A 15,683-nucleotide genomic window follows, 5' to 3' on the forward strand; every position below is an offset into this window, starting at 1 on the left:
GCACGGCTTGCCGGCAAAGGCGTCCTTGAGATCGCCATCGCGAGCAAGCTCGGCTCCTGCAGGAAACAAGGGCACAAAAAAACGCCCCGCCCTCAATGAGGACGGGGCGTTTTTTCATGGCGCCGAATCAAGCGTAGCTTTCGGTCTCGCTGCTGGCTTCAACCAGCTCCAGGGCGACGTTGTTCTGCGTGTTGATCTTGCGATACAGCGCAGCGTCGGTTTCCAGGACTTTTTCGCGAGCCGGGAAGATTTCCGCCAGTTTGGCAGCCCATTCGCCGGAGGCTTTGCTCGGGAAGCATTTTTCGATCAGTTCCAGCATGATCGAAACGGTCACCGAGGCGCCTGGGGAAGCGCCGAGCAGTGCTGCAAGGGATCCGTCCTTGGCTGCAACCAGTTCGGTACCGAATTGCAGGATGCCGCCTTTTTTCGGGTCTTTCTTGATGATCTGTACCCGTTGGCCGGCCACTTCCAGGCGCCAGTCTTCGGCTTTCGCCTCCGGGTAGAAACGGCGCAGGGAATCCAGGCGCTGTTCCATCGATTGCATCACTTCGCTGACCAGGTACTTGGTCAGGTCCATGTTGTTTTTCGCCACCGCCAGCATCGGGCCGATGTTGCCGGCGCGAACCGACATCGGCAGGTCCATGAAGGAGCCGTGCTTGAGGAACTTGGTGGTGAAACCGGCATACGGTCCGAACAGCAGGGATTTCTTGCCGTCGACCACGCGGGTGTCCAGGTGCGGCACGGACATCGGTGGCGAACCCACGGCGGCCTGGCTGTAGACCTTGGCCTGGTGGTGCTTGACCACTTCCGGGTTGTCGCAACGCAGCCACTGGCCGCTGATCGGGAAGCCGCCGAAACCTTTGCTCTCTTCGATGCCCGAAGCCTGCAGCAGCGGCAATGCCGCGCCACCCGCGCCGAGGAACACGAACCTGGCATCGACTTCACGGCTGTTGCCGCTGTTGACGTCCTTGATGCTGACGGTCCAGCCGCCGGCCTTGTTGCGTTTCAGACCGGTCACGCGCTTGCAGTACTTGACCTGGGCATCGGGTGCGCTGGTCAGGTGCTTGAGCAACTGGTTGGTCAGGGCGCCGAAGTTGACGTCGGTACCATTGATCACGCGGGTGGCGGCGAGGACTTCGTCCTTGTCGCGTCCAGGCATCATCAGCGGCATCCATTCGGCCATGATGGCCTTGTCTTCGGTGTATTCCATGTCGTTGAAAGCGTGGTGCTTGCTCAGCACGTTGAAGCGTTCCTTGAGGAACGACACGCCTTTGTCGCCCTGAACGAAGCTCAGGTGCGGCACCGGACTGATGAAGGATTTGCACGAACCGAAGGTGCCTTTTTTGGTCAGGTAGGACCAGAACTGCTTCGACACCTCGAACTGGGTGTTGATGTGCACGGCTTTCTTGATGTCGACTTTGCCGTCGGCAGACTGCGGCGTGTAGTTCAGCTCGCACAGGCCGGCGTGACCGGTGCCGGCGTTGTTCCACGGGTTGGAACTCTCCGCGGCACCGGAATCCATCAGCTCGACGACTTCCAGCTTGATCGCGGGGTCGAGCTCTTTGAGCAGCACTGCAAGGGTGGCACTCATGATGCCGGCCCCAACCAGTACTACGTCGACTGCTTCGTTATGCGCCATTTAACGCGTCTCCAAAATCTGCAGCACCAAATTGACGGCATGGCTGCCAGGCGTTCCGGGGCGAGTCAGTGATGCCCCTCGAACTCATGGCAGGATCGCCATGTCCGAATCTTCGCAATTTTTTGCAACTTCGACGGACGCTGCCTGCCGGGTCTAATCAGAGTTCACATGAACTCATTTCGACGGGCGACTGGCAATTCGACTTATGGTCGATACATCCGTTCGTGCAACCAAATCCGTAGCGGACAGGCTTCAGGCTCCGGTATTCGTGAGGTACTCGGTCCTGTGTCGTCGGGCTGATGTAGACGCTAATGGTGCATATCCAGACGCAAAACTATTCATTTGCTCGCCACACTCTTGTGAAGTTGTGAAAACCCGTTTTTTTCACGCTCTTTTGAAGACGTGAACCTCAAAAAAGGGCTGTCCCAGCCTGGCACCGTGCCCGCGGGGTTGGCCGCCAGGGAATGCATGACGGGCAAATCGGGCAAACAGCTCAGTGACCGAGCGTAATGACAGCTCTGCAGATTCGCGAAAAGTGGAGGTTTTGCCAGAGGAACAGCAAGCGCGCCAGCTTCACTCGATCTGTGTGGGCGGCTCTCTGTGGGGCGGTGCGGGTGGCCAATACCGGGGCATTGACGGTGTTGCGAGGCCCGATCAGGAGACGTCCTTATAATCGGGGGGAGATTGTATCTAAGAAATGCAGGGAAATGGGCGTGTTGAATGACTTTTATTAGGCATCCGGTCAGGTGGTCAACAGTTGTCGTACCCGTGGGCGGTGCTGTTTCTGCTCGACACGGGCGCTGGCAGGCAGGGGTTTGTGCAGCCAATTGAGGCGTACTTCCTCGATTTCCACCCATCCGTCGCCCATGGGCTGCAGGCTGCACTGCTTGAATGCCTGGCAATGACCGTTGCGATCGAGCAGGGCGAAGCAGCGATGAAGTGGGCGTGGTGCGAACAAAGAGATCAGGTAGCGCATGGACAGATACCTTGGAGGGGGCTGTTGTGAAGGTTGTCAAAAAAGCGTGACGTGAAAGTGTACGGAGGGTGAAATCTGTGTGACAGGCTCGAAGTCTGAATATCGTGTCAGACTAATCCTTGATTGTTGCGCTGGTTCGCTGCAATCGGGCACCGCTATACTGCCGGCCTGTTTGTGCCTGATTATGGAGAGAAGAGCATGTTGCAACGCCTGTTGTTCGGTTTGATCACTGTGACCAGCCTGGCGCTGGTCGGCTGCGCCCACAGCCCGCAACAACTGAGCCCGGAACCGAAGCTGACGGCGCAACTTGCCCCGGTAGGTCATGGTCAGCCGGTGGTGGTGCGTGTGGTCGACGGTCGTCCGTCGCCAACCCTGGGCACCCGTGGCGGCCTGTACCCTGAGACCAGCGCGATCACCGTGCAGGGTCAGCAGATCCTGCCAAAACTGCAGGCTCAGGCTGAAGCCGCCGTCCGCCTGCTGGGCTTCACCCCGACCGCCAATGCGATGAACGCCCCGCAACTGACCGTGACCCTGGCCGAGCTGAAGTATCAGTCGCCCAAGGAAGGCATGTACGTGACCGAGGCAACCATCGGCGCGACCTTCCGCTCCGACGTGCAGAACGCCAATCGTCGCTACAGCGGCCGTTATGGCGCCTCCCTGGACCAGCGTTTCGGCATGGCGCCGAACCAGGAAACCAACACCAAGCTGGTCAGCGATGTGTTGAGCGATGCGCTGACTCGATTGTTCAAGGATCCGACTGTGGGTCAGATTCTCGGCGAGTAAGCGTCTGCCGGATGTACAAAAGCCCGGTGCCAGCGATGGCATCGGGCTTTTTCGTGCCTGATCACTCTCCCCCTACAGGATTGCAGGCAGCCTTTGGTTAATTGTCGGAAAGAGAGGGCAGTCAGGCAGGCTTTCGGTAGAATCCCTCGCCGCGGTCGTCGCTCGGCGTCCGTCCTGACTGTTTTGCCTGAGGCTTGTGATGTCGCTGCACTTGATGACGCTGTTTACCGCCCATCCCGCCAAATTAATCAATCTGCTGGCCTTGCTCCTCGCCTTCCCGGGTAGCTGGCTGCTGCACGCCACCCGCCGCCGCGAGCAGCGCGCGATGGCCAATCTGCAGGCTCAGCGCCAGAACAGTGCCGGCGAAGAGCCCACGCTGGATTGGGCGACCCTGCGCATGAACCGCTTTTTCTATCGCTTCGGCTTTGCCTGCATGGGATTGGCGTTGCTGGTTTCTTGGATCAGTACCCAGATCTAAAGCAAAAGATCGCAGCCTTCGGCAGCGCCTGCACGGCTTCATGCAGGAGCTGCCGAAGGCTGCGATCTTTTGATCTTGAAAAAAGCTTACAGCGGCAACCCGGCCTTGACCCGATACTGATTACGCACCGGCGTCGCATATTGCAGCACCAGGTACGGACGATGCTCCTCAGGGCAGGCATCCAGACGTTGCTGCCATTGCTCCTGAGCCTTGGCCAATTCGTCCGCCGCGAACATCTGGGCAGCTTTTGGCACCTGCAACTGCGGATCGGCGTCTTTCCACTGTGCATACGCCAGGTAATGCACGGGGAACAGGCGGTAACCGCCCAGAATCTGCTTGTCCATCTCGACCGCCAATTGCTTGGTGTCCTCGAACAGCTCGGTGATCGGCGCGGCAAAGTTCACGTGCACCCGGCCCTTGTAGCCGGTGATGCCCTTGGCAATGCTCACGTCATCCTCGCCCGGCGCCTTGGTGTAGCTGCCGGTGGTGGCGCGGATGTACAGCTCGCGGGCCTTGGCCTGGTCGCACGGGTCGTACTCATAGCTGATCGACACCGGCGTCAGGTTCAGCGAACGAATGACCTCGCCGAACGGCTCGTCCTTGCGGCTCATGTGGAACATCTTCAGGATCGCCGACTCGGTACGGTCGTCGCCGTCCTTGGCCCGGCCTTCGGCTTGGGCGATCCAGATCGACGCGCAATCGTTGCGGATCGAATGGTTGATGTACGCGGACAGCAATTGGTACGCCGCCATTTTCTCGCGACGGCCGGTGATCGAGCGGTGCACGATGAAGCTCTTGTTCAGGCGCATCAGGTCGCTGACGAAAGGCTTCTGCAGCAGGTTGTCGCCGATGGCGATACGCGGCGTCGGCAGGCCGGCGTGGTACACGGCGTAGTTGACGAAGGCCGGGTCCATGACGATATCGCGGTGGTTGGCGATGAACAGGTAGGCGCTGCCGGACTTGAACTGCTCGACACCGGTGTAGGTCACGCCATCGGTGGCGCGTTCGATGGTGTGGTCGACGTAGTGCTCGACTTTGTCCTGCAGGGTGGCCACCGACGTGACGCCGGCGAACTCACGGCGCAGACGATGAGCTATAAGAGGTTTGAGCGCCCAGCCCAAAGCGCCGGCAAAACGCGGAAAGCGGAAGTGGGTGAGGATATCTAGAAACGCCTTGTCGCCGAGCAGTCGTGCCAGCACTGCCGGGACTTCACTGTCGTCATAAGGTCGGATGGCATCGAATTCGCCCATCATGCTCTCTTGTTAGAAACGGCTAGGGTAAGTAAAGGTTCTGATCGAAAACCGGCAGGGCACGGTCTGAAAAAGTAGTCAGACACGAATAGCCCTGCAAATAGACCGGCGATTATACGCACAAGTCACTCGGGAGACCGCGATGCTGGAAAGCGCAGTTTATGAATGTCCGTATTGTGGCGAGGAAGTCGAAACCACCATCGACCTGTCCGCAGGCGATCAGACCTATATTGAAGACTGTCAGGTGTGTTGTCGGCCGATAACCTTTGTCCTGCAGGTTCACGGCGAGGAATGGCACCTGGAAGTGTTCAGCGAGAACGATTGAAGGCCTATATGCAGCGAATCTACGAACCGGAAAACCTGATGGAGGGCGAGTTGCTGCAAGGCATGCTCGCCAGCGAGGGCATCGAGGCGCATCTGGTGGGGCGCGACCTGGTCGGTGCCAGCGGCGAATTGCCGATTTTCGGGCTGCTGGGCCTGGCGGTGGAAAACGACCAGGCTGCCTACGCCCGCGAGCTGATCAGCGCGTACAATGCCGCGCTGCCGCTTGCGGGGGATGAACCCGAGAGCTTTCCGGGCACGCTGGTCTGTTAGGCTGGCCGTTCGTTTGATCAAGAGTCGTGCTGCGCCATGTGTGGACGTTATGCCCTGTTTCGCTGGAATCCCGCTTTTGCCGCCCTGCCTGGCTTTCCCGCCGATCAGCAGGCCCAGTGGAACATTTCCCCCAATGATTCGGTGTTGATCCTGCGTGCCGGCGAAGACGGCCAGCGCAATCTGGCCCGTGCGCGCTGGGGGCTGACGCCGCCGTGGCTGACCGATATGTCCCGCACCCCGGCCCACGCCCGGGCCGAAACCGTGGCCGAGCAGCCGATGTTCCGCGAAGCCCTGCGCCTGCGCCGTTGCCTGCTGCCGGCCAACGGTTTCTACGAATGGCGCGGCGGCACGCGCAAGCGCCCGTACTGGCTGACGCCGGGGGAGGGCTCGTCACTGTTTTTCGCGGCGATCTGGGAGGCGTATCCGGTGCAGGAGCAGGTGTGGCTGAGCACGGCGGTCATCACCCAGCCGGCGGCCAGTCAGCGGCGACCGTTGATTCTGGATGCGGCCGGGCAGGAAGCCTGGCTCAACCACGAAACCCCATTGCACACCCTGCAAGCCTTGCTGGCCAGCGAACCGGCTGCATTGCGCGAGCGGGTTTTGGCGAACATGGTCAATGATCCGAAGCTCAACGGGCCGGAGTGCCTGACGCCGGGCTGAAAGCATCGCGAGCAGGGTTCTGCGCCGATCACAGAATCGGCCAACGCCAGCGGACACTGTGGGAGCGGGCTTGCCCGCGAAGGCGTCAGGGCAATCGACATCGATGCCGGATGTGCCGGCCTCTTCGCGGGCGAGCCCGCTCCCACAGGGTTTTGTGTCGATCACAGAATCAGCCAATACCACCGGCCACTGTGGGAGCGGGCTTGCCCGCGAAGGCGTCAGGGCAGTTGACATCGATGTCGGATATGCCGGCCTCTTCGCGGGCAAGCCCGCTCCCACAGGTTTTGTGTCGTACCCGGATCCTCCAAACAACACAAAAAACTGTGGGATCGAGCCTGCTCGCGATGAGGTCCGCAGGACCTTCCTTGATGGTCAGACCTTGAACTGATTGATCAACCGCCGCTGTTGCTCGGCCAGTTTGGTCAGGTCGGCACTGGCCGCGCTGGATTCATCGGCGCCGCCTGCCACTTCATTGGCCACCTGGCCGATGTTGATCACGTTGCGGTTGATGTCGTCGGCCACCGCGCTCTGTTCTTCGGCGGCGCTGGCAATCTGGGTGTTCATGTCGTTGATCACCGATACCGCCTGGGTGATGGTTTCCAGTGCTTGGGCCGCTTTCGCCGCGTGCTGCACGCTTTCGTCCGTGCGCTGCTGGCTGTCCTCCATCACCCGCACCACGTCCCGCGTGCCTTGCTGCAACTGTTGGATCATTGTCTGGATTTCTTCGGTGGCGCCCTGAGTCTTCTGCGCCAGGTTGCGCACTTCGTCGGCCACCACGGCAAAACCGCGACCCTGTTCACCGGCCCGCGCCGCCTCGATGGCCGCGTTCAGGGCCAGCAGGTTGGTCTGTTCGGCAATGCCGCGAATGGCGGTGAGGATCGCGTTGATGTTCTCGCTGTCCTTGGCCAGGGTCTGCACCACGCCCACCGCGCGACCGATCTCCACCGCCAGGGCGCCAATCGAATTCGACGTGTCATGCACGATCTGCTTGCCCTCGCTGGCCGCCTGATCGGCATGGCTGGCGGCCTGTGCGGCCTGGGTCGCGTTGCGCGCCACGTCCTGGGCGGTGGCGGTCATTTCCTGCACGGCGGTGGCCACCTGATCGATCTCGGCCATCTGCTTGTGCACGCCGGTGTTGGTGCGAATCGCGATATCGGCGGTGTGCTCGGACGAATCGCTGACGCTCTGCACCGACGTCACGACCTGGCTGATCATCGCCTGCAGCTTGGCCAGGAAGGTGTTGAAGCCCTTGGCGATCGAGCCCAGTTCGTCGGCGCGGTCGCTGGTCAAACGGCGGGTCAGGTCGCCTTCGCCCTGAGCGATGTCGTCGAGCATGGCGACCATCTGCTTCAGCGGACGGGCGATACCGTGGCCCACCAGCCAGATCACCAGCAGGCCGAGACCGGCAATCAAAAGGCCGACCATGGCCATGCCGAAGGTGTCGGATTTGCGCTGGGTATTGAGGTCAGCCTGCAGCGATTGCAGGTCGGCCATCACCGCGTTCAGCGGCAGTTGCAGCATCATGGTCCAGCGCGCGTCGGTCTGGCCGATGCCGAACGGCAGGTACAACTCGATGCGGCCCTGGGCCTTGTCGACGCTGTAGGTGACTTCGCCGCGCTTGAGATTGGCCATGTTGGCAATCTGCTGGCTGTCGAGGATGTCGCTGACCTTCTCGCCGAACTTGCTCGGGTCCTTGGTGTAGGCCACGATCCGGCCGTTGCCGCCGATCAGGGCCATTTGCCCGGCGCCGCCGTAGAGTTTCTGGTTGGCGGTCAGGAGCATTTCCTGGATGAAGTTCACCGACAGGTCGGCGCCGACGATGCCCTGGAAGGCGCCGTTGAGCATGATCGGTTCAATGAAGGAGGCGAGCATGACGATCTTGTCGCCGACCTTGTAGGGCGCCGGATCGATCACGCAGGGCTTTTGGGTTTCCTTGGAACACAGGTAGTACTCGCTGGCGCGCACGCCGGTGGACAGGGTTTTCTGGTCATCCACGTCCACCAGCTTGTCCTGGCCCAGGCTGCCGTCGGCATTGCGGAACCACCAGGGCAGGAAACGGCCGTCCTTGGCGTCGATACCGACGACATGGGTGCCGATATAGGCGGCATCGTTGTGATCCAGCGCATCCTTCTCCCAGCCGATATAAGTGCCGAGGATTTTCGGGTTTTTCGCCACGTTTTCCTTGATCAGACCGATCAATTGCTCACGGCTCAGGCTCAGCGCCGGCTGGCCGTCGGCGCCCTTGGTGCCGATCAGGGTGTTGACCCGCACCAGGCCACCGGCGATCAGCAATGGCGCTTCCAATTCACGCTGAATCTGGCTGACCTGGGTCTGCGCCAGGGAGGTCAGGCGCTGCTCGATGACCTGTTCGAATTGTGCCTGGGTCCGCTCCTGGACCATGTCCTGGGTCCGGGCGCCGGAAAACAGCGCGTAGACCACCAGCGCGGCCACCACGCTGAGAACGATGGCGCCCGCCAGGGCCGCCACGGAAAACTGGATTGACTTGAATTTCATGGGTGCTCCGCACGCAAAAGGTCGTCTGCGGAGCAATATCGGCAGGGGGTTCCAAGGGCATGAGCGGGTCTGGTGCAAATTCCTGCTTTTCGCGAGGCAGATGTCGCAAATGGATTGCAGCAGTTCGTAAACGACGCGGGTTTGCCGGGTTTGTGAATTTTTTGCTGCGCTGACGCGTGCTTTGTCCGAAATTTGCGTCTTAGATTTAAATTTGCGTCTTAGATTTGTTGCAGGTTTCGTTGTATCTGGCGCCGATACATTTACGCGCCTAGGATACGGACAGGTTTTCCAGGGAGTCCTTTGATGAACAAGACATTGGTGTTGTGTGGCCTGAGCGCAAGTCTGCTGCTCGGCGGATGCCAGTCGGTCAATACCACCAGCGCCGGCGCCGTGGGCGTGGAGCGCAAGCAATACATGTTCAGCATGTTGTCCGAGCAGGAGGTCAACCAGATGTACGCCCAGTCTTATCAAAAGACGGTGGGCGAGGCGACCACCCAGGGCGTGCTGGACAAGACCAGCAGCGACGCCAAGCGCGTTCAGGTGATTGCCGACCGGCTGATCGCCCAGGCACCGAATTTCCGTCCGGATTCGGCCCAGTGGAAATGGGAAGTCAATCTGATCAAGAGCGACGAGCTCAACGCCAACTGCGGGCCTGGCGGCAAGATCATTTTCTACACCGGGCTGATCGACAAGCTGCAACTGACCGACGATGAAATCGCCGCGGTCATGGGCCATGAAATCGCCCACGCCCTGCGCGAGCACGGTCGTGAAGCGATGTCCAAGGCTTACGGTATCGAAATGGCCAAGCAGGGCGCGGGCGCATTGCTGGGTCTGGGTCAGGACAGCCTGGCGCTGGCGGACGCGGTCGCCAACTACGGCATGACCTTGCCCAACAGCCGTGCCAACGAGAACGAAGCCGACCTGATCGGCCTGGAACTGGCCGCTCGTGCCGGCTACAACCCGAACGCCGCGATCACCCTGTGGAACAAGATGACCAAGGCTTCGGAAGGCTCGCCGCCGGAGTTCATGAGCACTCACCCGAACTCGTCGAGCCGGATCGCCTCGTTGCAGGCGGCGATTCCGAAGGTGATGCCGCTTTACAACAGCGCCAAGAAGTAAGCTGCAAGCTACAAGTTTGAAGCAAAGCAGATCTGCTCTGCTTCAAACTTGCGGCTCATGGCTTGAAGCTTGCCGCTGCTTTACACCCACCCGCTGCTCTGCATCGCCTTGTACACCGCAACAATCGCCAGAATGAAGAACGCCGAAGCCGCCAGTCGGCGAATCAGCGTCAGTGGCAGTTTGTCCGCCGCGAAGTTACCTGCCAGTACCACCGGCACGTTGGCAATCAGCATGCCCGCGGTGGTGCCGATGATCACCAGCCACAACTCCGGATACTGCGCCGCGAGCATCACGGTGGCGATCTGGGTCTTGTCGCCGATTTCTGCCAGGAAGAACGCAATCAGCGTGGTCACGAACGGCCCGAACTTGCGGGCGGTGCTGGCTTCGTCGTCATCCATCTTGTCCGGCACCAGGGTCCACAGGGCGGTCGCTGCGAAGCTCACTGCGAGGATCCAGTGCAATAACGTGTCGGAGAAGAAGCTGCCGACCCAGGCGCCTACTGCACCAGCCGCCGCGTGGTTGGCCAGGGTCGCGGCGACGATACCGGCGATGATCGGCCAGGGCTTGCGGAAGCGGGCAGCCAGAATGAGCGCGAGCAGTTGCGTCTTGTCGCCGATTTCGGCCAAGGCAACGATTGCGGTGGGGACCAGTAATGAATCCAGCATCAGGGGTTTTCCTAAGGGGCAGGTCGACACGGCTATGACACGTACAGCCTTCCCGCCCCGGGTAAGGTGTGCGTGTCATAGGTCTTGTCAAACCCTGCGATCCGTCTGATGCGGTCGCTTGGGTCGCATGCGCCATGGTCTGAGGACCAAGTATGTTGACGCACGCCGGACGAGCATGGCGCTCGTGGGAGACTACTCCCCTAGGACGGAGCGGATTCTGCCTAGGCAAAACCCATCGTGCAAGCACAAATTTCTAGCCGCGTTTGGCCCGGTAGATGCGAAAGCCCTGTCCTTCGGCCTTGATTGCGCACACCCCGAGATGCTCTTCGATCAACGGCTGGTACTTCAGGAAGCTGTTGGCCACCAAGCGAAGTTCGCCACCGTTTTTCAGATGTTTGGCTGCTTTTCGCAGCAAGTTTTCCGTCGCCTGATAGTCGGTGTGAACGCCGGTATGGAACGGCGGATTGGTCAAAATCGCATTCAGCCCGGTGGGAGCCGCATCGATTCCGTCACCGGTAATCACCTCGGCTTCCAGACCATTGGCCGCCAGGGTCAAGCGGCTGCTGGCGGCGGCGAACGCGTCGACGTCCAGCATCGTGACCTGAGTGTCCGGGTAGCGACGTTTTACCGCAGCTCCCAATACCCCCGCGCCACAACCGAAGTCCAGCAGATGACCGCCCGGCAGTTTGTCCAGATGTTCGAGCAGCAGGGCGCTGCCGCGATCCAGACGGCCATGGCTGAAGACGCCCGGCAGGCTGATGACCTTGAGCGGGCCTTCGGCCAGGGGCAGTTCGTATTCCTGGGCCAGGCTTTCCAGCGATTTGGCCTGGGGAGCGTTGTCCACGGTGACCTGCCAGAGTTGGCAATGCCGTGCGCTGTCGAGCTTTCGCGGTTTGCCAAACGGGTTCAACTGCTTGGCCGCGCCTTCGATGCCGCTGCGCTTTTCCCCCACCAGATACACCTCGCGACCCTGCAGGCGCGACGCCACGGCGTTGAGCAGGTAGTCGGTCAGGTCCTTGGCCTTGGGCAGAAACACCACGGCGCTGTCGAACGCGAAGTCGGGCACATTCACCCCGAACGCGCTGCGCCCGGCAAAGCGTGCATCCAGCGCCGCCTGATCGCCGGCATGCCAGCACCAGCCGTGGGCGGCGGGCAGGCGGCCGAGCAAATCGTCGGCGGGTAGGCCGGCCAGCAGCACGGCACCTTCAAATAATTCGGCCTGACGAAGCAGTACTTCACTGCGCGGATCCATAACTGCTCCTGTGAAAAAAAGTCCGGCAGTTTATCAACTGACGACCCGCAGCGCCTTACCGCTGAAGTAGCCCAGGGCGTTTTCAGTGACCTGACCCACGATCCGCTGCCGTGCTTCGCGACTGCCCCAGGCGTTGTGCGGGGTGACGATCAGGCGCGGGATATCGCCGGCCAGCAACGGATTGCCGTTGACTGGCGGCTCCACGCTCAGCACGTCGGTGGCGGCACCGCCCAGATGACCATTGCGCAAGGCATCGGCCAGCGCCTGCTCATCGATCAGGCCGCCACGGGCGGTGTTGACGACGAACGCGCCCGGCTTCATCGAGGCCAGTTCACGGGCACCGATGAAGTGCCGGGTATGTTCGTTGAGCGGGCAGTGCAGGGTCAGTGCGTCGACTTGCGGCAGCAGTTCATCCAGCGGCAAACGGTCGGGACGGGCAGGGCGCCCCGGGATCTGGCCCAGCAGCACGCGCATGCCAAAGGCTTCTGCCAGGCGCGCGACGGCGCCACCCAGTTCTCCGTGGCCGAGCAGGCCCAGGGTTTTGCCTTCCAGTTCGACGATCGGGTAGTCCAGCAGGCAGAACTGCTTGGCCTGTTGCCAGCGCCCTTCACCGACGGCTTTCTGATAGTCGGTCAGACGCGTGGCCAGGTTGAGCAGCAGCATGATGGTGTGCTGCGCCACGGACGGTGTGCCGTAGCCCTGGCAGTTGCACACGGTGATCCCGTGAGCACGGGCTGCGGCCAGATCGACGTTGTTGGTGCCGGTGGCGGTGATCAGGATCAGCTTCAGATCCGGGCTGGCGGCCATGGCGGCCGCGTCGATCATGATCTTGTTGGTGATGGCGACGGTGGCACCCTTGAGGTGGTCGATCACCTGGTCGGGCAAGGTCCGGGCGAACAGTTGCAGTTCACCGAAACACTGGCGCAGCGGGCTCAGGTCGAGGTCGCCGAGATCCAGGGACGGGTGATCGAGGAAAACGGCGCGGCGGTTGTTCGTCATCAACTGTACCTTTTGTGCAATGAACTGAAGGCGTAATCTGCCGAGCCTAACAGATGAAACAAACAGTTACGCTTAGCTAAAAGGAGTCCTCATGTACTGGACCGAGTTCTTGACCGTTGCCCTGATCCACCTGCTGGCGGTGGCCAGCCCGGGCCCGGACTTCGCCGTGGTAGTACGCGAGAGCGTGACCCACGGGCGTCGTGCCGGCACCTGGACGGCGCTGGGCGTCGGCACGGCGATTTTCCTGCATGTGGGCTATTCGCTGCTGGGTATCGGCCTGATCGTGTCCCAGTCGATTGTGCTGTTCAATGCGCTGAAATGGGCGGCGGCGGCCTACCTGCTGTACATCGGCTTCAAGGCGCTGCGTGCGCAACCGGCCAAGACCGTGGCGGACGATCTGCATAAGGAAGCAGGGGAGCGCACAGCCCGTGGCGCGTTCACCTCGGGCTTCGTGACCAACGGCCTCAATCCGAAGGCCACGCTGTTCTTCCTGTCGCTGTTCACCGTGGTGATCAACCCGCACACCCCGCTGTCGGTTCAAGCCGGTTACGGGATCTACCTGGCGGCCGCGACGGCGACCTGGTTCTGCCTGGTGGCGATGCTGTTCAGCCAGCAGCGCGTACGCGCCGGCTTCGCCCGCATGGGGCACTGGTTCGACCGCACCATGGGCGCGGTGTTGATCGCCATCGGCGTGAAGCTTGCGTTTACCGAGATGCATTAAGCACCCCCCCTGTAGGAGCGAGCTTGCTCCTACAGGGGCCGTTATAAACCCTGGGTGATGGCTCAAAGCTAGCATTTGTGCGGCTCTGCAAATCATTCCTTTGGCTGATTTGGCCGGCGAAAAGGCGCACTAGAGTGCTTACTTTCAGCCACGACCGTGCAGTCAGAAAAAGGGGTTCTCATGTTGCAGACTCGCGTTATCCCCCCAGCCGAAGGCGCTTACCAGTATCCACTGCTGATCAAGCGGTTGCTGATGTCCGGAGCTCGTTACGAGAAAACCCGGGAAATCGTTTATCGCGATCAGTTGCGCTACAGCTATCCGACCCTGATCGAGCGTGTCGCGCGCCTGGCCAATGTGCTGACGGCCGCCGGGGTCAAACCCGGTGACACCGTCGCCGTCATGGATTGGGACAGCCATCGCTATCTGGAATGCATGTTCGCCATTCCGATGATCGGCGCGGTGATCCACACCATCAACGTGCGCCTGTCGCCGGAGCAGATCCTGTACACCATGAATCACGCCGAGGACCGCTACGTGCTGGTCAACAGCGAATTCGTGGGCTTGTACAACGCGATCGCCGGGCACCTGACTACCGTCGAGAAAACCTTGCTGCTGACCGACCAGCCGGAAAAGACCGCCGACCTGCCGAACCTGATCGGCGAGTACGAGCAACTGCTGGCCGCGGCCAGCCCGCAGTACGACTTCCAGGACTTCGACGAAAACTCGGTCGCGACCACCTTCTACACCACCGGTACCACCGGCAATCCCAAGGGCGTGTACTTCACACACCGGCAACTGGTCCTGCACACCATGGGCGTGTCGACCATCATGGGCGCCATCGACAGCGTGCGTCTGTTGGGCACCAATGACGTGTACATGCCGATCACCCCGATGTTCCACGTGCATGCCTGGGGCCTGCCGTACGTGGCGACGATGCTCGGGCTCAAGCAGGTGTATCCGGGCCGCTACGATCCGGAGTTCCTGGTGGAGCTGTGGCGCAAGGAAAAGGTCACCTTTTCTCACTGCGTGCCGACTATCCTGCAAATGGTCCTCAACGCGAAGGCGGCGCAGAACGTCGATTTCGGCGGCTGGAAAATCGTCATTGGCGGCAGCGCGCTCAATCGTGCGCTGTACGAGGCGGCCAAGGCCAAGGGCATTCAATTGACCGCCGCCTACGGCATGTCGGAAACCGGGCCGCTGGTATCCTGCGCGCACCTCAATGACGAATTGATGGCCGGCACCGAAGACGAGCGCACCACCTACCGGATCAAGGCCGGTGTGCCGGGGCCATTGGTGGAAGCGGCGATTGTCGACTGCGACGGCAATTTCCTCCCCGCCGACGGCGAGACCCAGGGCGAGCTGGTGTTGCGTGCGCCGTGGCTCACCGAGGGTTATTTCAATGAACCGCAGAAAGGTGCCGAGCTCTGGGCCGGCGGCTGGCTGCACACCGGTGACGTCGCCACCCTGGACAGCATGGGCGTGATCGACATTCGCGACCGGATCAAGGACGTGATCAAGACCGGGGGCGAATGGATCTCCTCCCTGGACCTCGAAGACCTGATCAGTCGCCATGTGGCGGTACGCGAAGTAGCAGTGGTGGGGATTGCCGATCCGCAGTGGGGCGAGCGCCCGTTTGCCTTGCTGGTGCTGCGTGAAGGCCATGTGGTCGGGGCCAGGGAACTCAAGGAACACCTCAAGCCATTCGTGGAGCTGGGGCACCTGAGCAAGTGGGCGATCCCGAGTCAGATAGCCCTTGTTACTGAAATTCCCAAGACCAGTGTCGGCAAGCTCGACAAGAAGAAAATCCGCCTCGACATCACCGAATGGCAGGCCACCAACAGCACCTTCCTTTCGACGCTTTAATCCCTCCTTTGGCGTGCCCGAAAGGGCGCGCCAGCCCCACCAAGCAAGCGCTTGGCTTGTCAAATCCGAAATTTCAGCCATCCTTGCCGTGCCGACGGTCGTCGGCCTGGCAAAGGACTGTTCCAGAGTGCCTGGCAGGTGCAAATCACACTTTAGAGGGATCAAGCACT

At 61.1% G+C, this 15,683-nt stretch carries 15 protein-coding genes, 1 pseudogene and 1 riboswitch; of the genes and pseudogenes, 8 read left to right on the forward strand and 8 right to left on the reverse strand.

Going from position 1 to position 15,683, the window contains the following annotated elements:
• Positions 1–127: 127 nt before the first annotated feature.
• Positions 128–1,639: a malate dehydrogenase (quinone) gene (mqo, locus tag HNO86_RS15160; RefSeq protein WP_175377752.1), complete on the reverse strand. Its 1,512-nt coding sequence runs from the start codon at positions 1,637–1,639 to the stop codon at positions 128–130.
• A gap of 742 nt (positions 1,640–2,381) precedes the next feature.
• Positions 2,382–2,615: a hypothetical protein gene (locus HNO86_RS15165; RefSeq protein ID WP_175377753.1), complete on the reverse strand. Its 234-nt coding sequence runs from the start codon at positions 2,613–2,615 to the stop codon at positions 2,382–2,384.
• Between the two features lie 198 nt (positions 2,616–2,813).
• On the opposite strand from HNO86_RS15165, the gene HNO86_RS15170 reads away from it, so the two are divergent.
• Positions 2,814–3,398: a YajG family lipoprotein gene (locus HNO86_RS15170; RefSeq protein ID WP_175377754.1), complete on the forward strand. Its 585-nt coding sequence runs from the start codon at positions 2,814–2,816 to the stop codon at positions 3,396–3,398.
• Between the two features lie 199 nt (positions 3,399–3,597).
• Positions 3,598–3,876, forward strand: a complete 279-nt coding sequence (locus HNO86_RS15175; protein WP_175377755.1) for a hypothetical protein — start codon at positions 3,598–3,600, stop codon at positions 3,874–3,876.
• 86 nt (positions 3,877–3,962) lie between these two features.
• Here the strand turns inward: HNO86_RS15175 and HNO86_RS15180 are convergent, their stop codons facing one another.
• Entirely contained in the window at positions 3,963–5,126 is a 1,164-nt protein-coding gene (locus tag HNO86_RS15180) for a 1-acyl-sn-glycerol-3-phosphate acyltransferase (RefSeq protein ID WP_175377756.1), read from the reverse strand.
• A 142-nt stretch (positions 5,127–5,268) separates the two neighbouring features.
• Between HNO86_RS15180 and HNO86_RS15185 the strand changes: the two genes are divergently transcribed.
• The 3 genes from HNO86_RS15185 to HNO86_RS15195 are packed head-to-tail and all read left to right on the forward strand — an operon-like array spanning position 5,269 to position 6,380.
• Positions 5,269–5,451, forward strand: coding sequence for a CPXCG motif-containing cysteine-rich protein (locus tag HNO86_RS15185; protein ID WP_175377757.1), 183 nt, complete (start codon positions 5,269–5,271; stop codon positions 5,449–5,451).
• A gap of 8 nt (positions 5,452–5,459) precedes the next feature.
• Positions 5,460–5,720, forward strand: a complete 261-nt coding sequence (locus HNO86_RS15190; protein WP_175377758.1) for a putative signal transducing protein — start codon at positions 5,460–5,462, stop codon at positions 5,718–5,720.
• Between the two features lie 36 nt (positions 5,721–5,756).
• A complete protein-coding gene (locus tag HNO86_RS15195; protein ID WP_175377759.1) occupies positions 5,757–6,380 on the forward strand; it encodes an SOS response-associated peptidase in 624 nt (207 codons plus the stop codon).
• Between the two features lie 372 nt (positions 6,381–6,752).
• Here the strand turns inward: HNO86_RS15195 and HNO86_RS30610 are convergent, their stop codons facing one another.
• Together HNO86_RS30610 and HNO86_RS30615 are read right to left on the reverse strand one after the other, a co-directional pair.
• The gene (locus HNO86_RS30610; protein WP_372242536.1) at positions 6,753–7,595 is read right to left on the reverse strand and encodes a methyl-accepting chemotaxis protein; all 843 of its coding nucleotides are present in this window, start codon (positions 7,593–7,595) and stop codon (positions 6,753–6,755) included.
• A gap of 12 nt (positions 7,596–7,607) precedes the next feature.
• A pseudogene (locus HNO86_RS30615) lies at positions 7,608–8,894 on the reverse strand (HAMP domain-containing protein); the annotation flags it as partial.
• A 303-nt stretch (positions 8,895–9,197) separates the two neighbouring features.
• On the opposite strand from HNO86_RS30615, the gene HNO86_RS15205 reads away from it, so the two are divergent.
• Entirely contained in the window at positions 9,198–10,013 is an 816-nt protein-coding gene (locus HNO86_RS15205) for a M48 family metallopeptidase (RefSeq protein ID WP_175377761.1), read from the forward strand.
• An 80-nt stretch (positions 10,014–10,093) separates the two neighbouring features.
• Here the strand turns inward: HNO86_RS15205 and HNO86_RS15210 are convergent, their stop codons facing one another.
• The 3 genes from HNO86_RS15210 to HNO86_RS15220 all read right to left on the reverse strand — a co-directional run bounded on the left by HNO86_RS15210 (position 10,094) and on the right by HNO86_RS15220 (position 12,929).
• Positions 10,094–10,678: a TMEM165/GDT1 family protein gene (locus HNO86_RS15210; protein ID WP_175377762.1), complete on the reverse strand. Its 585-nt coding sequence runs from the start codon at positions 10,676–10,678 to the stop codon at positions 10,094–10,096.
• Positions 10,679–10,768: 90 nt separating this feature from the next.
• Positions 10,769–10,891: riboswitch (yybP-ykoY riboswitch) on the reverse strand.
• A gap of 40 nt (positions 10,892–10,931) precedes the next feature.
• Positions 10,932–11,930, reverse strand: a complete 999-nt coding sequence (locus HNO86_RS15215) for a class I SAM-dependent methyltransferase (RefSeq protein ID WP_175377763.1) — start codon at positions 11,928–11,930, stop codon at positions 10,932–10,934.
• 33 nt (positions 11,931–11,963) lie between these two features.
• Entirely contained in the window at positions 11,964–12,929 is a 966-nt protein-coding gene (locus tag HNO86_RS15220) for a 2-hydroxyacid dehydrogenase (RefSeq protein ID WP_175377764.1), read from the reverse strand.
• Positions 12,930–13,020: 91 nt separating this feature from the next.
• Here HNO86_RS15220 and HNO86_RS15225 point away from each other — a divergent pair, with 91 nt between their 5' ends.
• Together HNO86_RS15225 and HNO86_RS15230 are read left to right on the forward strand one after the other, a co-directional pair.
• Positions 13,021–13,650, forward strand: coding sequence for a LysE family translocator (locus tag HNO86_RS15225; RefSeq protein ID WP_175377765.1), 630 nt, complete (start codon positions 13,021–13,023; stop codon positions 13,648–13,650).
• Positions 13,651–13,830: 180 nt separating this feature from the next.
• Entirely contained in the window at positions 13,831–15,513 is a 1,683-nt protein-coding gene (locus HNO86_RS15230; RefSeq protein WP_175377766.1) for a fatty acid--CoA ligase, read from the forward strand.
• Positions 15,514–15,683 lie beyond the last annotated feature (170 nt).

The sequence above is a fragment of the Pseudomonas sp. C1C7 genome, assembly GCF_013359595.1.
Lineage (GTDB): Bacteria > Pseudomonadota > Gammaproteobacteria > Pseudomonadales > Pseudomonadaceae > Aquipseudomonas.

Excerpts from the sequence above, each read along its gene's own strand:
- HNO86_RS15165 (WP_175377753.1), bottom strand. The coding sequence starts at position 2,615 with ATGCGCTACCTGATCTCTTTGTTCGCACCACGCCCACTTCATCGCTGC.
- mqo (WP_175377752.1), bottom strand. The coding sequence starts at position 1,639 with ATGGCGCATAACGAAGCAGTCGACGTAGTACTGGTTGGGGCCGGCATC.
- HNO86_RS15205 (WP_175377761.1), top strand. The coding sequence starts at position 9,198 with ATGAACAAGACATTGGTGTTGTGTGGCCTGAGCGCAAGTCTGCTGCTC.
- HNO86_RS15190 (WP_175377758.1), top strand. The coding sequence starts at position 5,460 with ATGCAGCGAATCTACGAACCGGAAAACCTGATGGAGGGCGAGTTGCTG.
- HNO86_RS15175 (WP_175377755.1), top strand. The coding sequence starts at position 3,598 with ATGTCGCTGCACTTGATGACGCTGTTTACCGCCCATCCCGCCAAATTA.
- HNO86_RS15170 (WP_175377754.1), top strand. The coding sequence starts at position 2,814 with ATGTTGCAACGCCTGTTGTTCGGTTTGATCACTGTGACCAGCCTGGCG.
- HNO86_RS15230 (WP_175377766.1), top strand. The coding sequence starts at position 13,831 with ATGTTGCAGACTCGCGTTATCCCCCCAGCCGAAGGCGCTTACCAGTAT.
- HNO86_RS15215 (WP_175377763.1), bottom strand. The coding sequence starts at position 11,930 with ATGGATCCGCGCAGTGAAGTACTGCTTCGTCAGGCCGAATTATTTGAA.
- HNO86_RS15185 (WP_175377757.1), top strand. The coding sequence starts at position 5,269 with ATGCTGGAAAGCGCAGTTTATGAATGTCCGTATTGTGGCGAGGAAGTC.
- HNO86_RS30610 (WP_372242536.1), bottom strand. The coding sequence starts at position 7,595 with ATGATCAGCCAGGTCGTGACGTCGGTGCAGAGCGTCAGCGATTCGTCC.
- HNO86_RS15225 (WP_175377765.1), top strand. The coding sequence starts at position 13,021 with ATGTACTGGACCGAGTTCTTGACCGTTGCCCTGATCCACCTGCTGGCG.
- HNO86_RS15210 (WP_175377762.1), bottom strand. The coding sequence starts at position 10,678 with ATGCTGGATTCATTACTGGTCCCCACCGCAATCGTTGCCTTGGCCGAA.
- HNO86_RS15220 (WP_175377764.1), bottom strand. The coding sequence starts at position 12,929 with ATGACGAACAACCGCCGCGCCGTTTTCCTCGATCACCCGTCCCTGGAT.
- HNO86_RS15180 (WP_175377756.1), bottom strand. The coding sequence starts at position 5,126 with ATGGGCGAATTCGATGCCATCCGACCTTATGACGACAGTGAAGTCCCG.
- HNO86_RS15195 (WP_175377759.1), top strand. The coding sequence starts at position 5,757 with ATGTGTGGACGTTATGCCCTGTTTCGCTGGAATCCCGCTTTTGCCGCC.